Origin of the sequence: Idiomarina tyrosinivorans, assembly GCF_003987475.1 — a bacterium.
GTDB classification, from domain to species: Bacteria; Pseudomonadota; Gammaproteobacteria; order Enterobacterales; family Alteromonadaceae; genus Idiomarina; species Idiomarina tyrosinivorans.
Window position 1 is genome coordinate 1 of the sequence record NZ_PIQH01000013.1, and the last position, 20,169, is coordinate 20,169.

General features: G+C 49.4%; 21 protein-coding genes. 13 read left to right on the forward strand and 8 right to left on the reverse strand.

Annotated features, from left to right (window positions below; all coding sequences use genetic code 11):
• Positions 1-160 precede the first annotated feature (160 nt).
• Positions 161-2,455, reverse strand: a complete 2,295-nt coding sequence (locus CWI84_RS11260) for a S9 family peptidase (RefSeq protein WP_126842693.1) — start codon at positions 2,453-2,455, stop codon at positions 161-163.
• 186 nt (positions 2,456-2,641) lie between these two features.
• Between CWI84_RS11260 and prlC the strand changes: the two genes are divergently transcribed.
• On the forward strand, positions 2,642-4,681 hold the full coding sequence (gene prlC, locus CWI84_RS11265; RefSeq protein WP_126842694.1) for an oligopeptidase A: 2,040 nt from the start codon (positions 2,642-2,644) through the stop codon (positions 4,679-4,681).
• Here the strand turns inward: prlC and CWI84_RS11270 are convergent.
• Together CWI84_RS11270 and CWI84_RS11275 are read right to left on the reverse strand one after the other, a co-directional pair.
• Positions 4,678-4,905: a DUF2970 domain-containing protein gene (locus CWI84_RS11270; protein ID WP_126842695.1), complete on the reverse strand. Its 228-nt coding sequence runs from the start codon at positions 4,903-4,905 to the stop codon at positions 4,678-4,680. The genes prlC and CWI84_RS11270 overlap by 4 nt on opposite strands.
• Before the next feature lie 14 nt (positions 4,906-4,919).
• Entirely contained in the window at positions 4,920-5,213 is a 294-nt protein-coding gene (locus tag CWI84_RS11275) for a hypothetical protein (RefSeq protein WP_126842696.1), read from the reverse strand.
• Positions 5,214-5,381: 168 nt separating this feature from the next.
• Here CWI84_RS11275 and rpe point away from each other — a divergent pair, with 168 nt between their 5' ends.
• Both rpe and trpS read left to right on the forward strand, forming a co-directional pair.
• Complete coding sequence (rpe, locus tag CWI84_RS11280; RefSeq protein WP_126842697.1) at positions 5,382-6,056, forward strand: ribulose-phosphate 3-epimerase; 675 nt, start codon at positions 5,382-5,384, stop codon at positions 6,054-6,056.
• 32 nt (positions 6,057-6,088) lie between these two features.
• A complete protein-coding gene (gene trpS, locus CWI84_RS11285; RefSeq protein WP_126842698.1) occupies positions 6,089-7,099 on the forward strand; it encodes a tryptophan--tRNA ligase in 1,011 nt (336 codons plus the stop codon).
• On the opposite strand, the gene CWI84_RS11290 is transcribed toward trpS, so the two are convergent.
• A complete protein-coding gene (locus CWI84_RS11290; protein WP_126842699.1) occupies positions 7,096-7,962 on the reverse strand; it encodes an MBL fold metallo-hydrolase in 867 nt (288 codons plus the stop codon). The two genes, trpS and CWI84_RS11290, sit on opposite strands and share 4 nt — an antisense overlap.
• A gap of 178 nt (positions 7,963-8,140) precedes the next feature.
• Here CWI84_RS11290 and CWI84_RS11295 point away from each other — a divergent pair, with 178 nt between their 5' ends.
• The 8 genes from CWI84_RS11295 (at position 8,141) to CWI84_RS11330 (ending at position 15,600) form a co-directional block, all read left to right on the forward strand.
• Positions 8,141-8,734: an anthranilate synthase component II gene (locus CWI84_RS11295; RefSeq protein ID WP_126842700.1), complete on the forward strand. Its 594-nt coding sequence runs from the start codon at positions 8,141-8,143 to the stop codon at positions 8,732-8,734.
• 15 nt (positions 8,735-8,749) lie between these two features.
• Positions 8,750-9,922 (forward strand): HDOD domain-containing protein, encoded by a 1,173-nt coding sequence (locus tag CWI84_RS11300; protein WP_126842701.1) that lies wholly within the window; start codon positions 8,750-8,752, stop codon positions 9,920-9,922.
• A 212-nt stretch (positions 9,923-10,134) separates the two neighbouring features.
• The gene (locus CWI84_RS11305) at positions 10,135-11,337 is read left to right on the forward strand and encodes an aspartate aminotransferase family protein (protein WP_198674521.1); all 1,203 of its coding nucleotides are present in this window, start codon (positions 10,135-10,137) and stop codon (positions 11,335-11,337) included.
• A 15-nt stretch (positions 11,338-11,352) separates the two neighbouring features.
• Positions 11,353-12,369 carry an arginine N-succinyltransferase gene (astA, locus tag CWI84_RS11310; protein ID WP_126842703.1) on the forward strand — a complete coding sequence of 339 codons (1,017 nt, stop codon included), beginning with the start codon at positions 11,353-11,355 and terminating at the stop codon, positions 12,367-12,369.
• Between the two features lie 12 nt (positions 12,370-12,381).
• A complete protein-coding gene (gene astD / locus CWI84_RS11315) occupies positions 12,382-13,851 on the forward strand; it encodes a succinylglutamate-semialdehyde dehydrogenase (RefSeq protein ID WP_126842704.1) in 1,470 nt (489 codons plus the stop codon).
• A gap of 113 nt (positions 13,852-13,964) precedes the next feature.
• Complete coding sequence (locus tag CWI84_RS11320) at positions 13,965-14,318, forward strand: DUF3802 family protein (protein WP_126842705.1); 354 nt, start codon at positions 13,965-13,967, stop codon at positions 14,316-14,318.
• A gap of 35 nt (positions 14,319-14,353) precedes the next feature.
• Positions 14,354-14,758, forward strand: coding sequence for an OsmC family protein (locus CWI84_RS11325; RefSeq protein ID WP_126842706.1), 405 nt, complete (start codon positions 14,354-14,356; stop codon positions 14,756-14,758).
• Complete coding sequence (locus CWI84_RS11330; RefSeq protein WP_126842707.1) at positions 14,758-15,600, forward strand: 23S rRNA (adenine(2030)-N(6))-methyltransferase RlmJ; 843 nt, start codon at positions 14,758-14,760, stop codon at positions 15,598-15,600. Before CWI84_RS11325 ends, CWI84_RS11330 begins: the two co-directional genes overlap by 1 nt.
• Before the next feature lie 2 nt (positions 15,601-15,602).
• Here the strand turns inward: CWI84_RS11330 and CWI84_RS11335 are convergent, their stop codons facing one another.
• The 3 genes from CWI84_RS11335 to CWI84_RS11345 all read right to left on the reverse strand — a co-directional run bounded on the left by CWI84_RS11335 (position 15,603) and on the right by CWI84_RS11345 (position 17,819).
• On the reverse strand, positions 15,603-16,502 hold the full coding sequence (locus CWI84_RS11335) for a phosphoribulokinase (RefSeq protein ID WP_126842708.1): 900 nt from the start codon (positions 16,500-16,502) through the stop codon (positions 15,603-15,605).
• A 78-nt stretch (positions 16,503-16,580) separates the two neighbouring features.
• Positions 16,581-16,808, reverse strand: a complete 228-nt coding sequence (locus CWI84_RS11340) for a SlyX family protein (protein ID WP_241968792.1) — start codon at positions 16,806-16,808, stop codon at positions 16,581-16,583.
• Positions 16,809-16,811: 3 nt separating this feature from the next.
• Positions 16,812-17,819, reverse strand: a complete 1,008-nt coding sequence (locus CWI84_RS11345) for a WD40 repeat domain-containing protein (protein WP_126842709.1) — start codon at positions 17,817-17,819, stop codon at positions 16,812-16,814.
• 96 nt (positions 17,820-17,915) lie between these two features.
• Here CWI84_RS11345 and fkpA point away from each other — a divergent pair, with 96 nt between their 5' ends.
• A complete protein-coding gene (gene fkpA / locus CWI84_RS11350; RefSeq protein WP_126842710.1) occupies positions 17,916-18,689 on the forward strand; it encodes an FKBP-type peptidyl-prolyl cis-trans isomerase in 774 nt (257 codons plus the stop codon).
• A 71-nt stretch (positions 18,690-18,760) separates the two neighbouring features.
• Here the strand turns inward: fkpA and rsd are convergent, their stop codons facing one another.
• On the reverse strand, positions 18,761-19,237 hold the full coding sequence (rsd, locus tag CWI84_RS11355) for a sigma D regulator (RefSeq protein ID WP_126842711.1): 477 nt from the start codon (positions 19,235-19,237) through the stop codon (positions 18,761-18,763).
• A gap of 95 nt (positions 19,238-19,332) precedes the next feature.
• On the opposite strand from rsd, the gene nudC reads away from it, so the two are divergent.
• Positions 19,333-20,148, forward strand: coding sequence for an NAD(+) diphosphatase (nudC, locus tag CWI84_RS11360; RefSeq protein WP_126842712.1), 816 nt, complete (start codon positions 19,333-19,335; stop codon positions 20,146-20,148).
• Positions 20,149-20,169: the final 21 nt, after the last annotated feature.

Below are 20,169 nucleotides of genomic sequence, written 5' to 3' on the forward strand. Positions count from 1 at the left end.
TGAATCGCGTAGCGCGCGGCTGAGAGACATAAAAAAACTCCAGTGACAGTTACTATCACTGGAGTTTGACAGCTCCACTTGATCGGTCAATGGATCGCTAAATTATTTCTTAACTGATCAGCATTGCGCGGTTAAGCGGGCTTGTTTTTGTTGCGGCGGCTTATTTTGCACCGGCTTCTAAGTGTTCTTTTAAGAACTCGGTCATCATGGTACGGAGGTGAAGGGTGGTGCCTTCGTATTCCCACAAGCCATGTGAACGGTTTGGATATTCGAACCATTCAAATTGTTTGTTGTATTTGATCAGTTCGTTCACTAGGCGCTCACTGCCTTGGAAATGCACGTTGTCATCGCCTGAGCCGTGAATCAGCAGTAGGTCACCTTCTAGGTTTTTAGCGTAGGTGATTGCTGAGGTCTCTTTATAGCGCTCGGCTGACTCTGGCAGTAGGCCTGAGTAACGCTCTTGATAAATTGTGTCATACAGCGTTAAGTCAGGAACTGGTGCCAATGCCATACCCATTTTGTAAGTGTCTGGGTAACGGAACAGGGCGTTCAGGGTTTGTGTACCGCCGCCACTGTGGCCCCAGATGCCTACACGGTCAGCATCGATATAATCCCAACGTTTTTCCATCTCTTGCAACGCGTCGTATTGGTCACGCACGGTCACGATACCGAGATTTTTGTAGATTGAACGGCGCCATTCGAAGCCACGTGGTGATTTAGTACCACGGTTATCGATAGAGGCTACGATATAGCCTTGTTGGTTTAGCATGATGTTCCACAGGTATAACCATCCGCCCCAACGGTTGGCAACGGTTTGCCCCCATGGCTCGCCGTATACGTAGAACAAGATTGGATATTTCTTGTTCGGGTCGAAGTTGGTTGGGCGCATGATGTAACCATCAAGCATTAACCCGTCGCGTGCTGGTACGCGGAAGAATTCGATATCGCGTTTTGCCAGCGCATCGACTTTTTCCTGAACATCGCTGTTATCGACCAAGGTACGGATGTGTTTGTGCTCCGGCAACGACACAATGTCAGTGTTTGGCACTTTGCCTGCTGCACTGTAGGTGTGCTGCGCGTACTTGGCATCACGTGACACGCTGTATGAGTGCGTGCCTGGTTGGTCAGGGGTTAAGCGTTCCAGCTTACCGCTGCCATCTAAGCTAGCGCGGAACAGATAGCGCTCAAGGGGAGTTTCTGGTGAGGCAATAAAATACACCCAACCGTTTTTCTCGTCTACGCGTGAAAGTTCAACCACATCCCAGTTGCCGCGGGTTAGCGCTGTCAATTTTCCAGTATCACGCTCCACTCGATACAAATGGCGATAGCCGCTACGTTCGCTCATCCACACGAATGAATCACCACCATCGATGAATTTCACCTCGTCTACATATTCAGCCCACGACTTAGTGTCTTCGCTGAGTATTTCACGCACACTGCCGTCATCGATATCCGCCAAGAAAACGCGGTTAATATTCTGGCTTCTCGGTAATTGCTGGATCAGTAATTGATCACTATTTCCTGCCCAATTCATCCGCACTAAATAGTGTTGGCGTGGATCACCGGGCACTTTCATCCATTCGGTATCACCACCATCCGCTGGGAGCACACCAATGCGCATAGCAGCGTTGGTTTGGCCCACTTTTGGATATGGGAATTGTTTCAGTTTTGGATACAACTGATCAGTATTGTTGATCATTGTGAAGATTGGCGTGCCTTCGGTATCCAACTGCCAGTAAGCAATGTGTTTACCATCCGGGCTCCAGCGGAAGCCGTCGCGTAACGAGAATTCTTCTTCGTTTACCCAATCGAAGGTACCGTTCACAATATGGTCGTTACCGTCGGTGGTCAGTGCAGTGATCTTCATGCTGTCGAGATCTTGCACATACAAGTTATTCTGCATTACGTAGGCAACGCGTTCACCCTGTGGGTCGAACTTGGCAAACATCATGGTAGATTCGGGCGCGTCGCCGCCCAACTGTACTAATTCGTCGTTGTTGCGGTCTAGTACCCAGTAATCGCCAAGCGTATTGGTACGCCATGAACGTTTCGTATTGGTAAAAATTAATACCTTACTGCCGTCTTTCGACCATACATAATCTGCAATTTCTAGTGCCTGATCTTGGCCTTTTGGCGTTAGCTGTTCGGCACTCACCATCACTGTGCGTTCATTCGTTACTGGATGGTAACGAACGATATCACGGCCGCCTTCCTGGCTTTCTGAGGGCTCTAACGTGGTGTAGCCAGAACCGTCTGCTAACCAACGCGTTGGCGCAGGGTATTGCAGGCGAAACTTGTCGCTGGCAAAGATGTCTTTATTGGTGATTTGCGTGCCACTGACTTGGTCAGCCGATGAAGACATGCCCATATCTGGCATGTTGGCACAACCCGCGAGTAACACGCTGGCGGTTAACGCCAAAGGTGTTAGGCTGCGGCGAAGTGTGGATAAACGCATAGGTTTTCCTTCCATTCTTGTTGTCAGAATTTAGCCCATTGATTCTATCGCATCTTGTGTAAGATACCAGTCATTGCCTGAGGAGTTGCGTTGAATGCGGTTTATCTGGCGGTAAACTTCGCTTGAATGTAGCCTGTATCATCCCCACCTATACAGTATTAGCGAATTACAACGTCGAGGTGATAAATGTCAGCTAATCCATTAATGGAATCTCATTGGCTTCCGCCGTTTGCGGCGATCAAACCGGAACACGTGGTTGACGCAATAAAACAACGTATTGCGAGTGCCAAACAAACCATTGAGGAAGTGGTTCAACAGCCGCACTATAGCTGGCAGAACTTGGTACAACCGCTGATTGAGGCGGACGACCAATTGGAACAAAGTTGGGCGCCGGTGAGCCATCTAAACGCAGTGCTTAGCACCCCAGAATTGCGTGAAGCTCATGATGCATGCTTACCGATGTTGTCGGACTACGCCACCTATGTGGGACAGCACGAGGGCCTTTACAACGCCTACCAAGCCCTGAAAGACAGTGACGAATTTACCCAGTTAACGGCGACTCAACAAAAACTCATTACTGATACGCTGCGAGACTTTAGGTTATCGGGTGTTAGCTTGCCTGCAGAGAAAAAGCAGCGCTATGCGGCTATCTCTAGTCAGTTGTCGGAACTCGGCTCAAGTTTTGGCAACCATCTATTGGACGCGACTCATGCTTGGCATTGCCATATAGAGGACGAATCGCGCCTCGCAGGCTTGCCGGAGAGCGCGCTCGAGGCTGCCGCAGAAGCGGCTAAGGCAATGGAAAAATCAGGTTGGGTTTTCACCTTAGATATTCCCAGCTATTTGCCAGTGATGCTGTACGCGGATGACCGAGAATTACGCCGTGAAATGCATTATGCCTATGCCACGCGCGCGTCAGATATCGGTCCTAACGCTGGTGAATTTGATAACTCCGAGATCATGGATAAGACCCTAGCGTTGCGGCACGAAATGGCTCAGTTATTGGGTTTTAGCAATGCTGCAGAAATGTCGCTAGCGACTAAAATGGCGGAAAGTCCTCAACAAGTGATGCGTTTTCTCAACGACTTAGCGGAAAAATCGTTGCCACAAGCACGGCAAGAGTATCAACAGATCATCGACTTTGCCGCTGAACAAGGTGTCGACGATTTGGAAGCGTGGGACGTGCCTTACTACGCCGAAAAACTGAAGCAACAGCGCTTTGCGATTTCCGATGAGCAACTGAAACCTTACTTCCCTGAACACAAAGTTGTAGAAGGTTTGTTCCAGGTGGTGCGCCGGCTATTCGGTATGGTTATCACGCCACGAGATGATGTCGAAACTTGGCATCCAGACGTTCGTTTTTACCAAATCCACGATGAGCAAGGGCAGTTGCGTGGTGCCTTTTATTTCGACCTTTATGCACGCCAAGGTAAACGAGGCGGTGCTTGGATGGCGGATTGCCGCGTTCGGCGGATACTCGATAGCGGCGAAATGCAGTTACCGGTCGCATTTTTAACCTGCAACTTCAGCAAACCCGTGGGCAATAAGCCTGCGCTCTTTACCCATGACGAAGTAGTGACCTTGTTCCACGAGTTCGGTCACGGCTTACACCACATGCTAACCCAGGTCGATGTTGCTGGGCTTTCTGGCATTAATGGTGTGGCATGGGACGCGGTAGAGCTACCGAGTCAGTTTTTAGAAAACTGGTGTTGGGAGCCTGAAGCGTTACGGTTAATTTCTGGCCACTACGAAACCCAAAAGCCGCTGCCGCAAGATTTGTTGGATAACATGTTGGCGGCAAAACATTTCCAAGCTGCTATGCAAATGGTGCGGCAATTGGAGTTCTCACTATTTGATATGCGCATTCATGCTGAGTACGACCCGGAACAGGGGGCGCGTATTGCCGATATTCTGCAGCAGGTTCGTGAGCAGGTTGCGGTACGGATGCCACCACAGTATCAGCGTTTCCAGCATAGCTTTGGACATATCTTCGCCGGGGGCTACGCTGCAGGTTACTACAGCTACAAATGGGCAGAAGTATTATCGGCGGATGCGTTCTCACGGTTCGAGGAAGAAGGTATCTTCAACGTCGAGACCGGACGCTCTTTCCTCCACGAGATCTTGGAAAAAGGTGGCAGTGATGATGCCATGAACTTGTTCAAGAACTTCCGCGGACGTGAACCAGAGATTGAGCCTCTGCTGCGCCACTCTGGCATAGCTGCTTAATTAAGCTGGCTATTGGCGAGAATAATATTGACCAATAAAATCAGGCCGCCAACCAAAATGGCGGCCATGATCACGCCCACAATAATGTAGGGTAACGGGCTGCCTTGGCTGAAGTCGCGGACACGATTGCGCTGGCTTTGCACACCAAAAAAGGCGGCTACCACGCTGAAAAATACATCAAGCAGAGAAGGTTTCTGTGGCGATTGTTGCGATGACTCAGTCATTGCTAGGCGAAAGTTTAGAGTTTCTTATCGTAAGAAGACTGTTGGTCTCCAAACAACAACTCTACCAAGTCGAAAAAATGGAATTGGGTAGAGCGGCTTTCACCCGTTAGCCAGCTTTGCCACGAGATCTTTTCTGCCGGTGCAGTACACTGCTGGCTGGCTGTCGTGGTTTCGGTGGTTTTTAACACGTCTTCACAGCGTTGGGTGCTGTTCTTCATTGCTAAAAGGTCATAAGAAGGCAATGCCACAGTCGAAATGACTGCAAGCCCGCATACTACTAGAGCGGCAGACGCTATAGTCGTTTTCACGGAAACCTCCTTGGTTGACGATTACTGCAAAACATATCAGCTATTGCGTACAAATTCTAGTCAATTAGATGAATTTTTTTGTCGCAAACAACCTGATACACTATGCGACAATTTTCATTGTCTGTCGCGCCTAATGCGTTAGCACGTCAAGTTTTATAGGTAATTGCCATGAAAGAGTGGATAGCTCCGTCAATTTTGTCTGCCGACTTTGCTCGGTTAGGCCAAGAAGTCGATGATGTTTTAGCCGCCGGCGCAGACATCATTCATTTTGATGTCATGGATAACCACTATGTGCCAAACCTGACTATCGGCCCGATGGTTTGTAAAGCGCTACGTAATCACGGCGTGACTGCACCGATTGATGTGCACTTAATGGTGAAACCGGTCGATGCCCTGATTCCGCAATTTGCCGAAGCGGGAGCCTCGATAATCTCATTTCATCCAGAAGCATCAGAGCACGTAGACAGAACGCTACAGTTAATTCGTGACCATGGCTGTCAGGCGGGGTTGGTATTGAATCCAGCGACACCGTTGAGCTACTTGGATTTTGTCATGGATAAGTTGGACTTAATTCTGCTGATGTCGGTAAATCCTGGCTTTGGTGGACAAGCATTCATTCCGTCGACGCTGGAAAAAGTTCGTCAAGTGCGGCAGCGTATTGACCAACAGCAGCGGCCTATCCGTTTAGAAGTCGACGGTGGAATAAAAATTGATAATATCGCTGAAGTGGCGAAAGCGGGTGCAGATACCTTTGTTGCAGGCTCTGCCATTTTTAACAACGATGATTACCACGCTGTCATTAGCGAGATGCGCAAAGCGCTGCAAAGCGTTAACTCAGATTAATAGCATTAGATAAAAGCATAAGGATTACACGCATGTCCAAACCTGTTGTACTTAGCGGTTGTCAGCCATCAGGGCAACTTTCGATTGGGAATTATTTGGGCGCTCTGCGGCAGTGGGTACAAATGCAACAAACCCACGACTGCAAGTTCATGTTGGTTGATTTACATGCGATTACTGTGCGGCAACAACCTGAGCAACTACGCGAAGCGACGCTTGATGGCTTAGCGCTGTATTTAGCGTGTGGCTTAGACCCCGAAAAAAGTACCCTATTTGTGCAGTCACAAGTGCCAGAGCATGCGCAGTTAGCGTGGGTGCTGAACTGCTATACGCAAATGGGCGAACTGAACCGTATGACACAGTTCAAGGATAAATCCCAACGCCACGCCAATAATATTAATGCCGGGCTGTTCACCTACCCAGCGCTGATGGCTGCCGATATCTTATTATACCGTGCCGATGAAGTGCCGGTTGGCGATGACCAGAAGCAGCACTTGGAGTTATCGCGTAATGTTGCTATCCGGTTTAACAACCTTTATGGCGATGTTTTCAAAGTACCAGAGCCGATGATCCCTAAAGTGGGTGCACGGATCATGTCGTTACAAGATCCCGAGAAAAAAATGTCGAAGTCAGACGACAACGTGAACAACTTCATTGGTTTGCTCGAAGATCCGAAAAAAGTGACGAAAAAAATCAAACGCGCGGTAACCGACTCTGAAGAACCGCCTCGCGTCGCTTTTGATCCAGCGGCGAAGCCTGGGGTATCTAACCTGTTATCGATTTTATCGGCGGCGACGGGCGAGGCGATCAGTGATATCGAACCGCGCTACGCAGATAAGATGTATGGTCACCTTAAAGGTGATGTGGCAGAAGCCGTTGTGGCATTGCTAGAGCCCATACAAGAGAAGTATCACGCCATCCGTAACGACCGTGCGTACTTGGATGAAGTGATGCGCAAAGGCGCTGATAAAGCGCGTGAAGATGCTGCGCAAACCCTCCGCGCCGTGTATGACGCGGTCGGGTTTGTGCCATATCCAGCCGGTTAAAGCTGGTTAATCGGTATTTTCAGGTAGGTATGCCCTTGGTCATCGGCTGGGGGCATATTACCCGCGCGAATATTGACCTGAATAGAGGGTAAAATCAGTCGCGGCATTTCTAATGTCGCATCGCGTTTCTCGCGCATTTCGACAAACTCGTCTTCACTCACTCCGTCGTGCACATGAATACTGTTCTGCTTTTGCGCTTTCACGGTAGTCACATACTGGTGTTCGCGACCCTTTGGCGGATAGTCGTGGCAAATATAAATTTCGGCATCGTCACCCAGCGCCAAAATTTTCTGAATCGACTGGAACAGCTGATGTGCACTGCCACCGGGGAAGTCACAACGGGCGGTGCCAACATCCGGTAAAAACAGTGTGTCACCGACAAACGCTTTGCTATCGTTCAATACATACGTTAAATCCGCTGGCGTGTGCCCCGGAGTGTGCATCACCCGGAACTCCATCGAACCTACCGTAAAGGTTTCGCCATCGCTGAATAGGTGGTCGAAGTCGGCGCCATTCGGCAAGAACGATTTCTCAAGGTTGAACACGTCTTTGAAGATGGCTTGAACTTTCTTGATATTCTCGCCAATGCCGATTTTAGCGCCCAACGCTCGGCGCAGGTATGGCGCTGCCGATAGATGGTCGGCGTGGGCATGGGTTTCTAATATCCATGCAACTTTGAGACTTTCAGCGGCAACGAACGCTAGAATCCTATCGGCTCCCTCATTTTTGGTGCGACCCGATTTGTAGTCAAAATCTAATACCGGATCGATAATGACGGCATCACGGCTGTTGCTGTCGTAGACGACATAACTAAAGGTTTCACTATCGTTATCCAAAAACGCTTTTACTTGCACCGCGCTCATTTGAATACTCCTATTATTGCTGTGCTGATTTTTTGAGCGTATTAAATTTTCACCCTTAAGTCAATAATGGAATATATATATTCTTTTTTGTTATTTATGGCGTTTTTTTGATGGAGTTGAGTCCTAACGGGTTATCATTACAATACTCGCTGCATTTTATAGAAAAGGCCAGTAACAGATGATCTTACTGCTTGATAACTACGACTCATTCACCTTTAACTTGGCACGTTATTTTCGTGAATTGAACGAAAAAGTTGAGGTTTGTCGTAATGACCAAGTGACATTGGCCGATGTAGAGTCTATGAAACCGGATGCAATTGTGATTTCGCCGGGTCCGTGTTCGCCGAACGAAGCGGGTTTATCGCTGGCGCTTATCGACGCCTTTGCGCAGCGTTTACCCATACTTGGAGTGTGTTTAGGGCACCAAGCGCTCGCGCAAGTGTTCGGTGCTAAAATTGTTAGAGCAGAACGAGTGATGCATGGCAAAACCTCGATGCTAAAGCATTCCGGACAGGGGTTGTTCAGTGGATTGCCCCAACCGTTAGAGGTGACGCGGTATCACTCATTATTGATTGAACCAGAAAGCCTATCGCCAGAGTTTATTGTCGATAGTGTCAGCCAAGCGCCAAGCGGTGCAGAAGAGATTATGGCGATTCGCCACAAGACATTGCCGTTGTTCGGCGTACAATTTCATCCAGAGTCGGTTATGACTGACGCTGGACACCCGTTGCTGGCTAATTTTATCGATGTTGTGCGTAAGCCAGCAGCATAATCGTTAGGATGTTTCATGTACGATTTTTTTGCCATATCCACTTCAGGTGGTAGTAAAGATCCGGCGCAGCGGCTGGAAAAGCGCTTTATCAATTATTTGATCAGCTTTCCCTTTGCTCGTCAGCAGCGCGATCAGGCCGATGGTAAGCCTCGTACTGAGGAGGAACGCCGCCGTGAGTTGTTGCAAGTCGAACAAATTAACTACGACGAGCGGGCGCGGTTAAAGCGCGCTCGGGAAAATTTTATTAATCGCGTTTCGCGAGAGCTTCATGAAGAAGTGTATCACCGCGTGTTGAAGGCGTTAGAAGACCCACAATACGTGCGCGAACGCCTTGTGCCGATGCCGAAAATGTTACCCGAGCTGTTGGATACCCTAAGCACTAAAGCGGCGTCAATGGCGATAGTTGAGCAGCTAGTAAGCAATATGCCGTGGTTTCATGATAGCGTCTTACGCGTGGTCAACAATCCACCGTTCAGTACCAAACGCAAAGATACTCAGATTAAACTTGAAAGCTTGCGGGTTGCGATGAGCTTTGTCGGGGTTGAGAATTTGCGCCTGTTAACGCCCGCATTCGTGATGCAAAACTGGTTACCCCCCTCGACTGAACCTTTTACCTTATTTCGCCGCAAAGTATGGGACCATTCCTTAGCGACCGCAGTCGTGGCGCATGAAATAGCGCAACACAAGGGACTGCGAGATCCAGGCATTGCTTATACCATTGGGATGTTCCATGAACTCGGCAAAATCGCGTTGACCAAGCTTTACTTAAAAGTGTTTGACGAAGTGCAACGCGAGTGGTCGATAAAAACGGTCAATGATAAAGCACAAGACAAACACAACGCGATTGTTCAGCTAACCGCTGATGAACAGTTTTTGCGCGATTTAATGTTAGAGCAAGATAAACGAGCGAGCCATATTGTGGTTGAAGGCTGGCAGCTCAAACGCGTGCCGTTAAGCCCGCATTTGGTGAGTTTTACCCAAGCCAGCAACCTAGAAGACTATAGCGATTACGCATTAGCCTTGGCGCAAGCCAATGCTTACAGCGAGTATCGGATGTTAAAAGATGTGGATATGGTGACCGCAGAAGAAGCGAAGCATTTGTTGAACAAATACAAGCTGCCCGCCGAATTACTGAGCCAGTTGCTTAACCTTAACCTCAAACGTCCGAAAATCGTGGTGCCCGAATAAAAAATTTTTGACTATTCATTCGGTGGATTTTCGACCAGCCTAAATATCTATTCAGTTTCTCTGAAAAGTTACGCGGTTTTCCTGTGCCTATGCCAAATGGCGCAGACATCAAGCCGAAATTTTGCGATAATAACGGGCTAATTTGAACCCATTTGACTCGCATAACGGGTGTTTACGCCTAGCGACAGAGGAGCAAACGAATGACTGACAAAATGTCTGTATCTCGCGAAATGTTTAACGATGTAATGGTGCCGAACTACAACCCAGCGGCAATGATCCCAGTGAAAGGTGAAGGATCGCGGTTGTGGGACCAAGAAGGTCGTGAGTACATTGATTTTGCTGGCGGTATTGCTGTTAACTGCTTAGGCCATTGCCACCCAGCAATGGTGAAAGCCATTCAAGAGCAAAGCCAAAAACTCTGGCACTTAAGTAACGTATTCACCAATGAGCCAGCCATTCGCTTGGCCAAGAAATTAACCGACGCAACATTCGCTGATCGGGTCTACTTTGCTAACTCAGGTGCAGAAGCCAACGAAGCCGCGTTGAAACTGGCACGCCGCTGGGCGCTGGAAGAGCATGGTGAGCACAAGAAGCAAATCATTGCCTTTAGTAAAGGTTTCCACGGTCGCACATTCTTTACCGTCACTGTTGGTGGTCAGCCGGCGTACTCTGACGGGTTCGGGCCTAAACCAGGCGCTGTTGAACACGTTCCATATAACGATTTAGAGGCACTGAAATCACTGATTTCTGACAACACCTGCGCGGTAATGATGGAGCCGTTGCAAGGCGAAGGCGGCGTGATCACCCCTGACGCTGATTTTGTAAAAGGCGTGCGCGAGTTATGTGACCAACACAATGCACTGTTAATTTTTGATGAAGTGCAAACGGGCTTTGGCCGTACCGGTTCTTTGTATGCCTATCAACAGCTAGGCGTGACACCGGATATCTTGGCATCAGCAAAATCGTTAGGTGGCGGCTTCCCGATCGGCGCTATGTTAACCACTGACGCTATCGCGCAACACCTGAAACCGGGTACACACGGCAGTACTTACGGCGGTAATCCGCTGGCTTGTGCGGTTGCAGAAGCGGTGTTCGACGTAGTCAACACTGATGACGTATTAGCGGGTGTAAAACACCGCGAAGCGTTAGTGAAAGAACACTTGCAGCGTATCAACGATAAATATCACGTATTCGACGAAATCCGTGGTAAAGGCATGTTGATTGGCGCGGCGTTAAACGAGAAGTTTGAAGGCCGGGCGCGAGATTTCTTGCAAGCTGGTAACGCTGAAGGCGTTATGGTGCTAGTTGCAGGCCCTAACGTTGTACGCTTTACGCCGTCACTGATCATTCCTGAAACAGATATCGTGGAAGGCATGAAACGCTTTGAACAAGCCGTGGCAAAAGTCGCAGGCTAACGCCGGGGTACCGTTATGTTGGTAATTCGACCGATACGTCCATCTGACTATGCGGCACTGTACGATTGTGCCGTTGAGTCGGGGCATGGATTTACTTCGTTGCCGATTGACCAAGCCTTGCTGGAACGTCGCATCGAACGCGCTCAGCATGCATTTTCTGCGGAAAGCTTGGAAGCACCGGGCGAAGAGGGTTACCTGTTCGTCATGGAAGACACCGAAACTGGCGAAATCGCTGGAGTAAGTGGCATCGAAGCCGCGGTTGGGAAAAGCGATGCGTTTTGGCACTATCGGCTAGGCAAAGTGGTGCACCACAGCGCCGAGCTGGGGATTCATAACACACTCGAAACGCTGACCTTGTGTAACGATTACACTGGGGTATCAGAGTTGTGTACGCTATTTTTGCGAGAGCCCTATCGCAAAGGTCTAAACGGTAGAACCTTGTCGCGTTTTCGGATGCTGTTTTTAGCCCAGTTCCGGCAGCGTTTCAGCGATTGGGTGATAGCGGAAATGCGCGGCGTTTGTGACGACGATGGGCAGTCGCCGTTTTGGGGATGGTTAGAAGATAACTTCTTTTCCATGGACTTCCCGAAAGCGGATTACCTCAGCGGTGTTGGCAGTAAGGCCTTTATTGCTGAGTTGATGCCACGCTTCCCAATTTACGTCAATATGCTCCCAGAGAAGGCACAAGCGGTCATCGGTCGGGTTCATGACAATACCTTCCCAGCGTTAAAACTGTTGCAATCTGAAGGTTTCCGTTTCCGTGGTTTCGTCGACATTTTTGATGCGGGACCGACGGTAGAAGCGGAAGTTTCCAACCTGCGGAGTGTGCGTAATAGTCGTATCCTTCCGGTTGAAGTGGGCGAAGCCGATGCAAACGGCGAACCGCATATTGTTTGCAATACCTCAGTGACCCAGTTCCGAGCTGGGCAAGTAAGCTTAGTAAGAGATGCAAGCGTCGTGCGCTTAGATGCGAAAACGGCAGAAACCTTACATTTACAACACGGCGACACTGCGCGCGTGGTCGCGCTGTAATAAGGAGATCCTATGACAGCGGAAAATCAATTTATCAATGGTCGTTGGCAAGCCGGTGCTGGTGACAGCTTTAAATCTATCGATCCGGCTCGTAATGAAGTGATTTGGGAAGCAGGTTCAGCGACCGAAGCACAAGTTAACGAAGCAGTAATGGCGGCTCGTGAAGCCTTTGTGGGATGGGCTGATATGGCTTTTGAAGACCGTTTAGCCATCTGCCAGAAATTTGCCTCATTACTGGAACAGAATAAAGAACATTTAGCCATGGTGATAGCACGTGAAACCGGTAAGCCGGTATGGGAAACACGTACCGAAGTTGGCGCGATGATCGGCAAAGTGGCGATTTCTGAAAAAGCGTATAAAGAGCGTACCGGTACGGTAGAAAACCCTATGCCAGGTGCAAAGGCCTTTATTCGCCATAAGCCGCATGGCGTGGTTGCAGTGTACGGTCCGTATAACTTCCCAGGCCACTTACCGAATGGCCATATCGTACCATCGTTGCTGGCAGGCAATACGGTAGTGTTTAAGCCGAGTGAGTTGACTCCAATGGTTGCCGAAGAAACGGTGAAATTATGGGAAAAAGCGGGTATTCCAGCGGGCGTATTGAACCTGGTTCAAGGCGAGGTCGCTACGGGTAAAGCCCTTTCTGCGCACCCACAAATCGATGGTTTGTACTTTACCGGTTCGTCGAATACCGGGCACTTGTTGCACAAGCAGTTCGGCGGTCGCCCAGACAAAATTTTGGCGTTAGAAATGGGTGGTAATAACCCATTGATTGTAAAAGACGTCAGCGACATTGATGCTGCCGTGCATAACATCGTGCAGTCGGCATTTATCACTTCGGGCCAGCGTTGTACCTGTGCGCGTCGGTTGTTCGTGCCAAATAACGAATCAGGTCGGAAGATTATTGAACGCCTGGTTGAAGTGACAGAGAACATTTTGGTGGATGATTACGAAGCCGACCCGCAACCGTTCATGGGTGCAATGATTTCAGCCAAAGCTGCGGCGCAGATGGTGGATGCCCAGAACGCCTTGTTGCAGAGCGGAGCTACCTCGTTAGTGCGGATGAAGCAACTAGACGATAAAAAAGGTTTCGTAACACCGGGTATTGTTGATGTCACTAACGTGGATGATATGCCAGACGAAGAGCACTTTGGACCATTGTTGAAAGTGTATCGCTACGGCGACTTTGACGCGGCAATCGCAGAAGCCAACAATACTCGTTACGGTTTATCAGCGGGTATCTTGTGTGATGCCGAGAGTGATTATCGCTACTTCTTCAAACGTATTCGTGCGGGCATCGTTAACTGGAATAAACCGATCACTGGGGCATCCAGTGCGGCGCCGTTTGGCGGTATTGGCGCTAGCGGTAATCACCGTGCCAGTGCTTACTACGCGGCCGATTACTGCGCATACCCAGTAGCGTCGGTGGAAGCAGAACGTTCCACTTTGCCAGAAAGTTTGGCTCCAGGGCTGAAATTTTAAGCACTGCGGCCGATAACCTTGTAGTCTGAGCCTGATGGCTCAGACTACTGCAAAAGTGATAGTAAACGTGTTATGTTGCTAAGCGCACTAGGTTATCGGAACCGGAAGGTCAAATGATCGTAGAAACAGACGGCTACATTGAGTTAGTCCAATATTTAACCGCACAATTGCCGCTCTTTGAGCAATCAAAGAAAGGTGTTGAGACTGCTGATTATAGTTTAAGAGAGCTATTTGAAGAGCAGCTTGCGCAAAAAATAATGGCCGTTTGTCAGCAGCAAGATATCCCCCAAGAGGTTCGATTAGACGTGGTTCGCGAAGCCGATGCCGTGCTCTATGATCTCGAAGAAGTACTGTCCTCGGTGCTCGAGAACAAACCTACCCCAGAACAAGAACAGTTCGTTGACGAATTTATTGGCTTGGTGAAAAACCTGTTTGATGACAAAATTCACCAGACCATTAGTGCTTAGACAACGTTAGAGATAGTCCCATGGAAAAACCTGATATGACGGCATCTGTCCAATGGACAGGTGAAATGACGTTTTTGGCAACTTCAGCCAGCGGTCACCGCGTAGTTATGGATGCGGGTGACGAATTGAAAGCCCCCACCCCATTAGAAATGGTGTTAATGTCCGCCGGTACTTGCGCTTCGGTCGACGTGGTTAGCATTTTACAAAAAGCGCGGCAACGCGTTAGCGGCGTGCATTGTGAACTATGTGCTAAGCGGGCCGACTCGGCGCCGAGAGTTTTTACCGATATTCACCTGACCTTCGTAGTCAGCGGAGACAATGTCGCGGAAAAACATGTTGAACGGGCGGTTAGCTTATCTGCCGACAAGTACTGTTCAGTGGCAAAAATGCTAGAAAAGGCCGTAAACATAACCCACTCATATCGTATTGAAACGCCTTAATGAATTATCGTCACGCCTTCCACGCTGGTAACTTTGCCGACGTATTTAAACACCTGCTATGGGTGAGTGCGGTGCAGCATTTGAAGCGAAAGGATAAGCCCTTTTTTGTGCTTGATACCCACGGCGGAATTGGCTGTTACGATTTGCAAGGCAACGAGGCAAGCCGTACCGAAGAAGCCATGCAGGGCATCGTGCGCTTGCGTCAACACAGCGAGCATCCGCTATTACAAGACTACCTTGCCGTAGTAGATAGTCTAAACGCTGATAACGGTGGTCGCTTTTACCCAGGCTCACCGTGGCTGACGGCCAGTTTATTGCGTCGCCAAGACCGGTTGCAGGTATTTGAGTTACACCCGCAAGACGGCGAACAGTTGCGGCAAAACTTAGCAGCATTCAGCAACGTTAAAGTGGAAGCGCCTGCCAATGGCTATCAAGCATTGGCGGCGGCGTTGCCACCGCTAGAGAAACGGGGTTTAGTGCTGATTGACCCGCCGTTTGAACAAACCGACGAGTTTGACCAAGTGATTGATGCGCTGAGCAAAGGCATCCGACGCTGGAGTCATGGCAGCTATGCGATTTGGTATCCGATCAAAGACCGGGTCAAGATTGCCGAGTTTCATCGCGATGTGAGCGCCATACCGCAACTGGAAAAAACCTTGGTGATCGAATTTATGCCACGCGCAGTGACCCCAGAGAAGGGCATGCACGGCTGTGGCTTTGTTTGGGTAAACCCACCATACGGTATGCTTAACGAATTAGAGCCAATGCTGAAATTACTGGTACAAAGCCTTGCCCAAGACCAAGACGCCAGTTATCGCATCGATTGGTTGATCGAAGAGTAGGGTTAGTTGCCGCTAACCCAGTCGACTTGAGTGCGTCCGAGCCGTTTTCGTTCGATAATTTGCTCAATCAACGGCATCAAAATCAATTCCATAGCAAATACCATTTTGCCCCCGGGCACCACCAAGGTGTTGGTGCGCGACATAAATGAGCCATCAATCATTTGCAGGTAATAGGGGAAGTTCACGTCTTTCATGCCACGGAAGCGAATGACCACGAAGCTCTCATCCAATGAAGGAATATCTTTAGCGCTAAATGGGTTCGAGGTATCCACAGTTGGCACCCGCTGAAAGTTGATATGAGTGCGCGAGAACTGAGGCACAATATGGTGAATATAATCTTCCATGCTGCGCACAATACTTTGCGTGACGGCTTCCCTCGAGTGACCACGTTCAGCGGTATCACGAACCAGCTTCTGGATCCATTCCAAGTTAACGATGGGCACCATGCCAATCAGCAGGTCAACGTGTTGGGCGACGTTGTAGTTATCGCCACAAACACCGCCGTGCAAGCCTTCGTAAAATAACGCGTCGGTATTCTCCGGGAGGTTTTCCCATGGAGTAAAAGTACCTGGCATTTGATTGTAAGGCACAGCGTCATCAAAGCTGTGTAGATATCGACGGACCTCGCCTTGACCACTCTCACCATATTCGCGAAACAATGCTTCCAGGCGCTCAAAATCGTTCGCGTCAGGACCAAAGTAGCTGATATGGCGTCCCTGTTCTTGCGCCTTGCGAATTGCTAAGTCCATTTCTGGGCGAGAGTAGCGGTGAAAACTATCCCCTTCGACAAATGCCGCGGTCACGTCCAAGGTACGGAAAATATGCCGCAGCGCTTGGCCGGTTGTCGTTGTCCCCGCACCCGATGAACCGGTTACGGCAATGATGGGATGTTTAGCCGACATAAGGATCCTAAAAAAATGTTGAACGCCTGTTATACGTGTTGGCGATGGCTCAGGTCAAGCGTCTTTACCCGTGCGGAATTAATAGTGGGGTGGTGGCGGTTCGTGGCTTGGATCTACGCCCGCGCTACTATTATCTTCTTGAATTTGTTTTAATTTTTTCGCTAAAAAGCGAACGTGCTGTTGTAGCTCAGTCAACTGCTGTGACTGGTCATAGACCTGTTGATTGAGCTGCTCAATGATATCCTCTTGAAACGCCAACTGGCTTTCCAAGTCATTCATGCGTTGCTTCTGAACGTCGTCTGACACCGATTAGGGCTCCTCTTGTGACGCAAGGTTGATATTCCACCACTCCGCTAAACCGGCGGAGTTTTCGGTCATAATAACAGTGGCTTTTGGGTTAACGGCTACCGATAGCAGCGCAGCGCTGGCAGGTTGCGGGGTATCCTCTGGCAACGAAGCTCGCCAATGGCGCAACGCTTCACCGTCGCTGGTGCGCCAGATGGTGATTCGCCGCGAAGGCGAACCAGTAAGTAAATACTTACCTTCGTGGCCAAACCGAGCGGCACTGAAGATTCTCTGGCGATCAAAAAACTGCAGTTGGCTTACCTTTTTACCGCTGGCAATCGACCAGATGCGGGCATTGTCCTTGCTATCGGCGGTAAAGGCAAATTCACCGTCTTCTTGTAAGGCAACTTGGGTCACACGACTTTCGTGTTGCCAGGAACGTATTACCTGACCGCTACGAGTGTCCCAGAGTAACGCTTTGAAGTCATTACTGCCGCTCAGCACGTAAAAACCGTTCGGCGAAATCGCTAAACCATTAATGCGTTCTTTATGGCCATAAAATTCGATCCGCCGACCGGACAGCGGGTTAAAGGCAATTTGTGTCCCATCCCCTTTGGCGAGCACGATGGTTGAGCCTTTATCGCTAACCACAACTTGTTCGATTTCACCATCATTGATTTTCCAATATCCAAGCTGCTCACCATCTTCCACCCGCCACAGTGAAAAAGTATGGCGGTTGGCCGCAGCAACTACGCTGCCGTCCGCGGAAATATCAACGGACATGATTTGTTCCATGCCATTGGCATCGATTAACCAACGGAACCTTGGCTGATTTGCCTTGTCTTGCCATAAGGCGACGCCTAAATTATCTGCTGCGACTACGCTGAAACTGGCATCATCGGCTATATCAGCCACGTAACTGCCAGTGTTTGAATGTAAACGTTGGGCAATGAGATCGGGGGCGGGTTGGCAACCCGCTAACAGTAAGGTAACCACTACGCTGACAAACCCGAGCATCTTCGGTAAAGCCATAGGCAAGCCCCTGTATGTTGTGTAGTATAACCAAGGCGTCATAAATAAGTTATTAGAAGCCCCGTCGATAACGGGCCTTTATCAATGGAGAATAGCATGAAACAACTAACAAAGCCCCTCGCCATTTCGGCGTTGGCGCTGGCATTAGCCGCCTGCTCGCAGTCTGATGGTTATCAGGTGACGAAAAAGCAGCCTGAAACGGAAAAGCAGAAACAAGCCTATGCACTGGGTGCTTCAGTGGGCCGCTTTGTCGGTCGTAACTTAGACCAACAAGAACAAGCGGAATTGGTATTAGACCGTGACGTTGTGATTGCCGGCTTTATCGACGCGGTGAAAGGCGAGTCTAAACTGGACGATAAAGAAACCGAAGAGTTGTTGAACAAGTTACGCCAACAAGCCATGGAACAGCGCCAGAACGTATTGGGCAAAAAAGCCAAAGAAGAAGGCGAGAAGTATCTTGCAGAAAATGCCAAGAAAGATGGCGTAAAAGTGACTGATTCAGGTTTGCAATACGAAGTATTGAAGGAAGGCAATGGCGAGCACCCTAAAGCGACCGATACGGTGCAAGTGCATTATGAAGGTAAATTGGTGAACGGCGAAGTCTTCGACAGCTCATATGAGCGTGGCGAGCCAACCGTATTCCCATTAAACCGCGTGATTGCAGGTTGGACTGAAGGCCTGCAGTTAATGAGTAAGGGCGCGAAATATCGCTTCGTTGTGCCACCTGAATTGGCATACGGTGACCGTGAAGTGGGTGGTGGTCAAATTCCACCGAACTCAACCTTGATCTTTACTGTTGAGTTATTAGACATTCAGCCGCCACAAGAACAAGCACCAACAGCGGATAGCGAGACTGACAGCGCTGAGTAATTGGTGTTGCCGTGAAGGCACAAAAAAAGCGCTGCCGATGCAGCGCTTTTTTATTGCTCAACGTTTTTGATTTACGCCAGAAGTAGCTCGTTTTCTTCCAATTGACCCAACAGCCGATCTTCGAACTCTAAACGCAGTTCAATGGCTTCGCCTAACGCCGATAGGTCGCGATCAAATTGCGAGCAATTGTCGGTGTTTTCCAAGGCACCGTAGCGGTCATTGAAGTCTAGAGCGATCTCCGTAGTGTCTGAAATAAGTGGAAACAATTCTTCGGCTAACTCGTCCAGTTCGCGACCTTTGCGCGAGCTCTCACGGACAATCTGATCGTACACTTCGAAATGTCCCGTTGAAACGTAATCCACTAGTACACCACAAAAGTCTCGGATTTCGTCAACTTCAGGAAGCTGCCGCGCGCTGCGTTCATAGGGCGGTAAGCCTGCTAACGTGCAGTATTTGACTAGCAGCTCTGCGCGCTCTGACAACCAATGGTCAACCGCTTGGTGAGAGCCTCCCCAACGTTTTTTTGCCTGTTCACTGCGGCTGAGCATTGCTATTCTCCAGTCTGTACTGATATTTCCGACCAATCTATAATTGCAGGGCGCAGGCGTCAACCGCTTTTACGCCCAGTAGTTAAGGACAAATCATGGTAGAACCCAATCGCAGACCCAGTAAAGACGAGCCCGCTTGGTGGTTTATTGTGTCCGCAGGCGAAATTTGGCTGACCGAACAACAGCACGTTCCGTTTGGTGAACTGCAGCAAATGTCATTTCCCGACTTGGCAGACGATGTGGTGATGTTCATTGGCGAATTGCGCGAACGGCACTGTTATCTGATCATCGCCGACTATAAAGATAGCCGTTTTGAAGGTGGTGAATTCGTCCCGTTACGAGAATTATTGAGCCACGGTGATGATGAGTTGTTTGCGATGGCAGGCAGTGCCAGCCAAATTGCCCATTTTATTCAAACGCATCGTTTTTGTGGTCAGTGTGGAAGCCGCATGGATTGGGTGGATTGGGAACTGGCTGCACACTGCCCGCGCTGCCAACACCGTTGTTACCCGCGCATTTCTCCCTGCGTGATTGTGGCGATCGAAAAACACGGACAGATTTTATTGGCTCAAGGCAAGCGGCATAAGACTGGGCGCTATTCGATACTGGCCGGATTCGTGGAAACCGGCGAGTCATTAGAACAGGCAGCCCACCGTGAAGTCATGGAGGAAGCGGGTATCGAAATCACCGATTTACGTTACCGTTTCAGTCAGCCTTGGCCGTTTCCACACTCGTTGATGATGGGCTATACCGCGCGCTGGAAATCCGGTGAATTACACATTGATCCGCATGAATTGGTAACCGGAGATTGGTTTGCCTTTGATGAGCTACCGGAAATCCCTCCGCCAGGAACGATTGCCCGTGAATTAATTGATACATTAATTAATGACCGAAGCGCCGCCGACGAGTGATTTTTCGTGGAGCCATAGCGG

What these genes read in the sequence shown, in the direction of transcription:
- CWI84_RS11260 (WP_126842693.1), bottom strand. Translation starts at nt 2,455, where the DNA reads ATGCGTTTATCCACACTTCGCCGCAGCCTAACACCTTTGGCGTTAACC.
- prlC (WP_126842694.1), top strand. Translation starts at nt 2,642, where the DNA reads ATGTCAGCTAATCCATTAATGGAATCTCATTGGCTTCCGCCGTTTGCG.
- CWI84_RS11270 (WP_126842695.1), bottom strand. Translation starts at nt 4,905, where the DNA reads ATGACTGAGTCATCGCAACAATCGCCACAGAAACCTTCTCTGCTTGAT.
- rpe (WP_126842697.1), top strand. Translation starts at nt 5,382, where the DNA reads ATGAAAGAGTGGATAGCTCCGTCAATTTTGTCTGCCGACTTTGCTCGG.
- trpS (WP_126842698.1), top strand. Translation starts at nt 6,089, where the DNA reads ATGTCCAAACCTGTTGTACTTAGCGGTTGTCAGCCATCAGGGCAACTT.
- CWI84_RS11290 (WP_126842699.1), bottom strand. Translation starts at nt 7,962, where the DNA reads ATGAGCGCGGTGCAAGTAAAAGCGTTTTTGGATAACGATAGTGAAACC.
- CWI84_RS11295 (WP_126842700.1), top strand. Translation starts at nt 8,141, where the DNA reads ATGATCTTACTGCTTGATAACTACGACTCATTCACCTTTAACTTGGCA.
- CWI84_RS11300 (WP_126842701.1), top strand. Translation starts at nt 8,750, where the DNA reads ATGTACGATTTTTTTGCCATATCCACTTCAGGTGGTAGTAAAGATCCG.
- CWI84_RS11305 (WP_198674521.1), top strand. Translation starts at nt 10,135, where the DNA reads ATGTCTGTATCTCGCGAAATGTTTAACGATGTAATGGTGCCGAACTAC.
- astA (WP_126842703.1), top strand. Translation starts at nt 11,353, where the DNA reads ATGTTGGTAATTCGACCGATACGTCCATCTGACTATGCGGCACTGTAC.
- astD (WP_126842704.1), top strand. Translation starts at nt 12,382, where the DNA reads ATGACAGCGGAAAATCAATTTATCAATGGTCGTTGGCAAGCCGGTGCT.
- CWI84_RS11320 (WP_126842705.1), top strand. Translation starts at nt 13,965, where the DNA reads ATGATCGTAGAAACAGACGGCTACATTGAGTTAGTCCAATATTTAACC.
- CWI84_RS11325 (WP_126842706.1), top strand. Translation starts at nt 14,354, where the DNA reads ATGACGGCATCTGTCCAATGGACAGGTGAAATGACGTTTTTGGCAACT.
- CWI84_RS11330 (WP_126842707.1), top strand. Translation starts at nt 14,758, where the DNA reads ATGAATTATCGTCACGCCTTCCACGCTGGTAACTTTGCCGACGTATTT.
- CWI84_RS11335 (WP_126842708.1), bottom strand. Translation starts at nt 16,502, where the DNA reads ATGTCGGCTAAACATCCCATCATTGCCGTAACCGGTTCATCGGGTGCG.
- CWI84_RS11345 (WP_126842709.1), bottom strand. Translation starts at nt 17,819, where the DNA reads ATGGCTTTACCGAAGATGCTCGGGTTTGTCAGCGTAGTGGTTACCTTA.
- fkpA (WP_126842710.1), top strand. Translation starts at nt 17,916, where the DNA reads ATGAAACAACTAACAAAGCCCCTCGCCATTTCGGCGTTGGCGCTGGCA.
- rsd (WP_126842711.1), bottom strand. Translation starts at nt 19,237, where the DNA reads ATGCTCAGCCGCAGTGAACAGGCAAAAAAACGTTGGGGAGGCTCTCAC.
- nudC (WP_126842712.1), top strand. Translation starts at nt 19,333, where the DNA reads ATGGTAGAACCCAATCGCAGACCCAGTAAAGACGAGCCCGCTTGGTGG.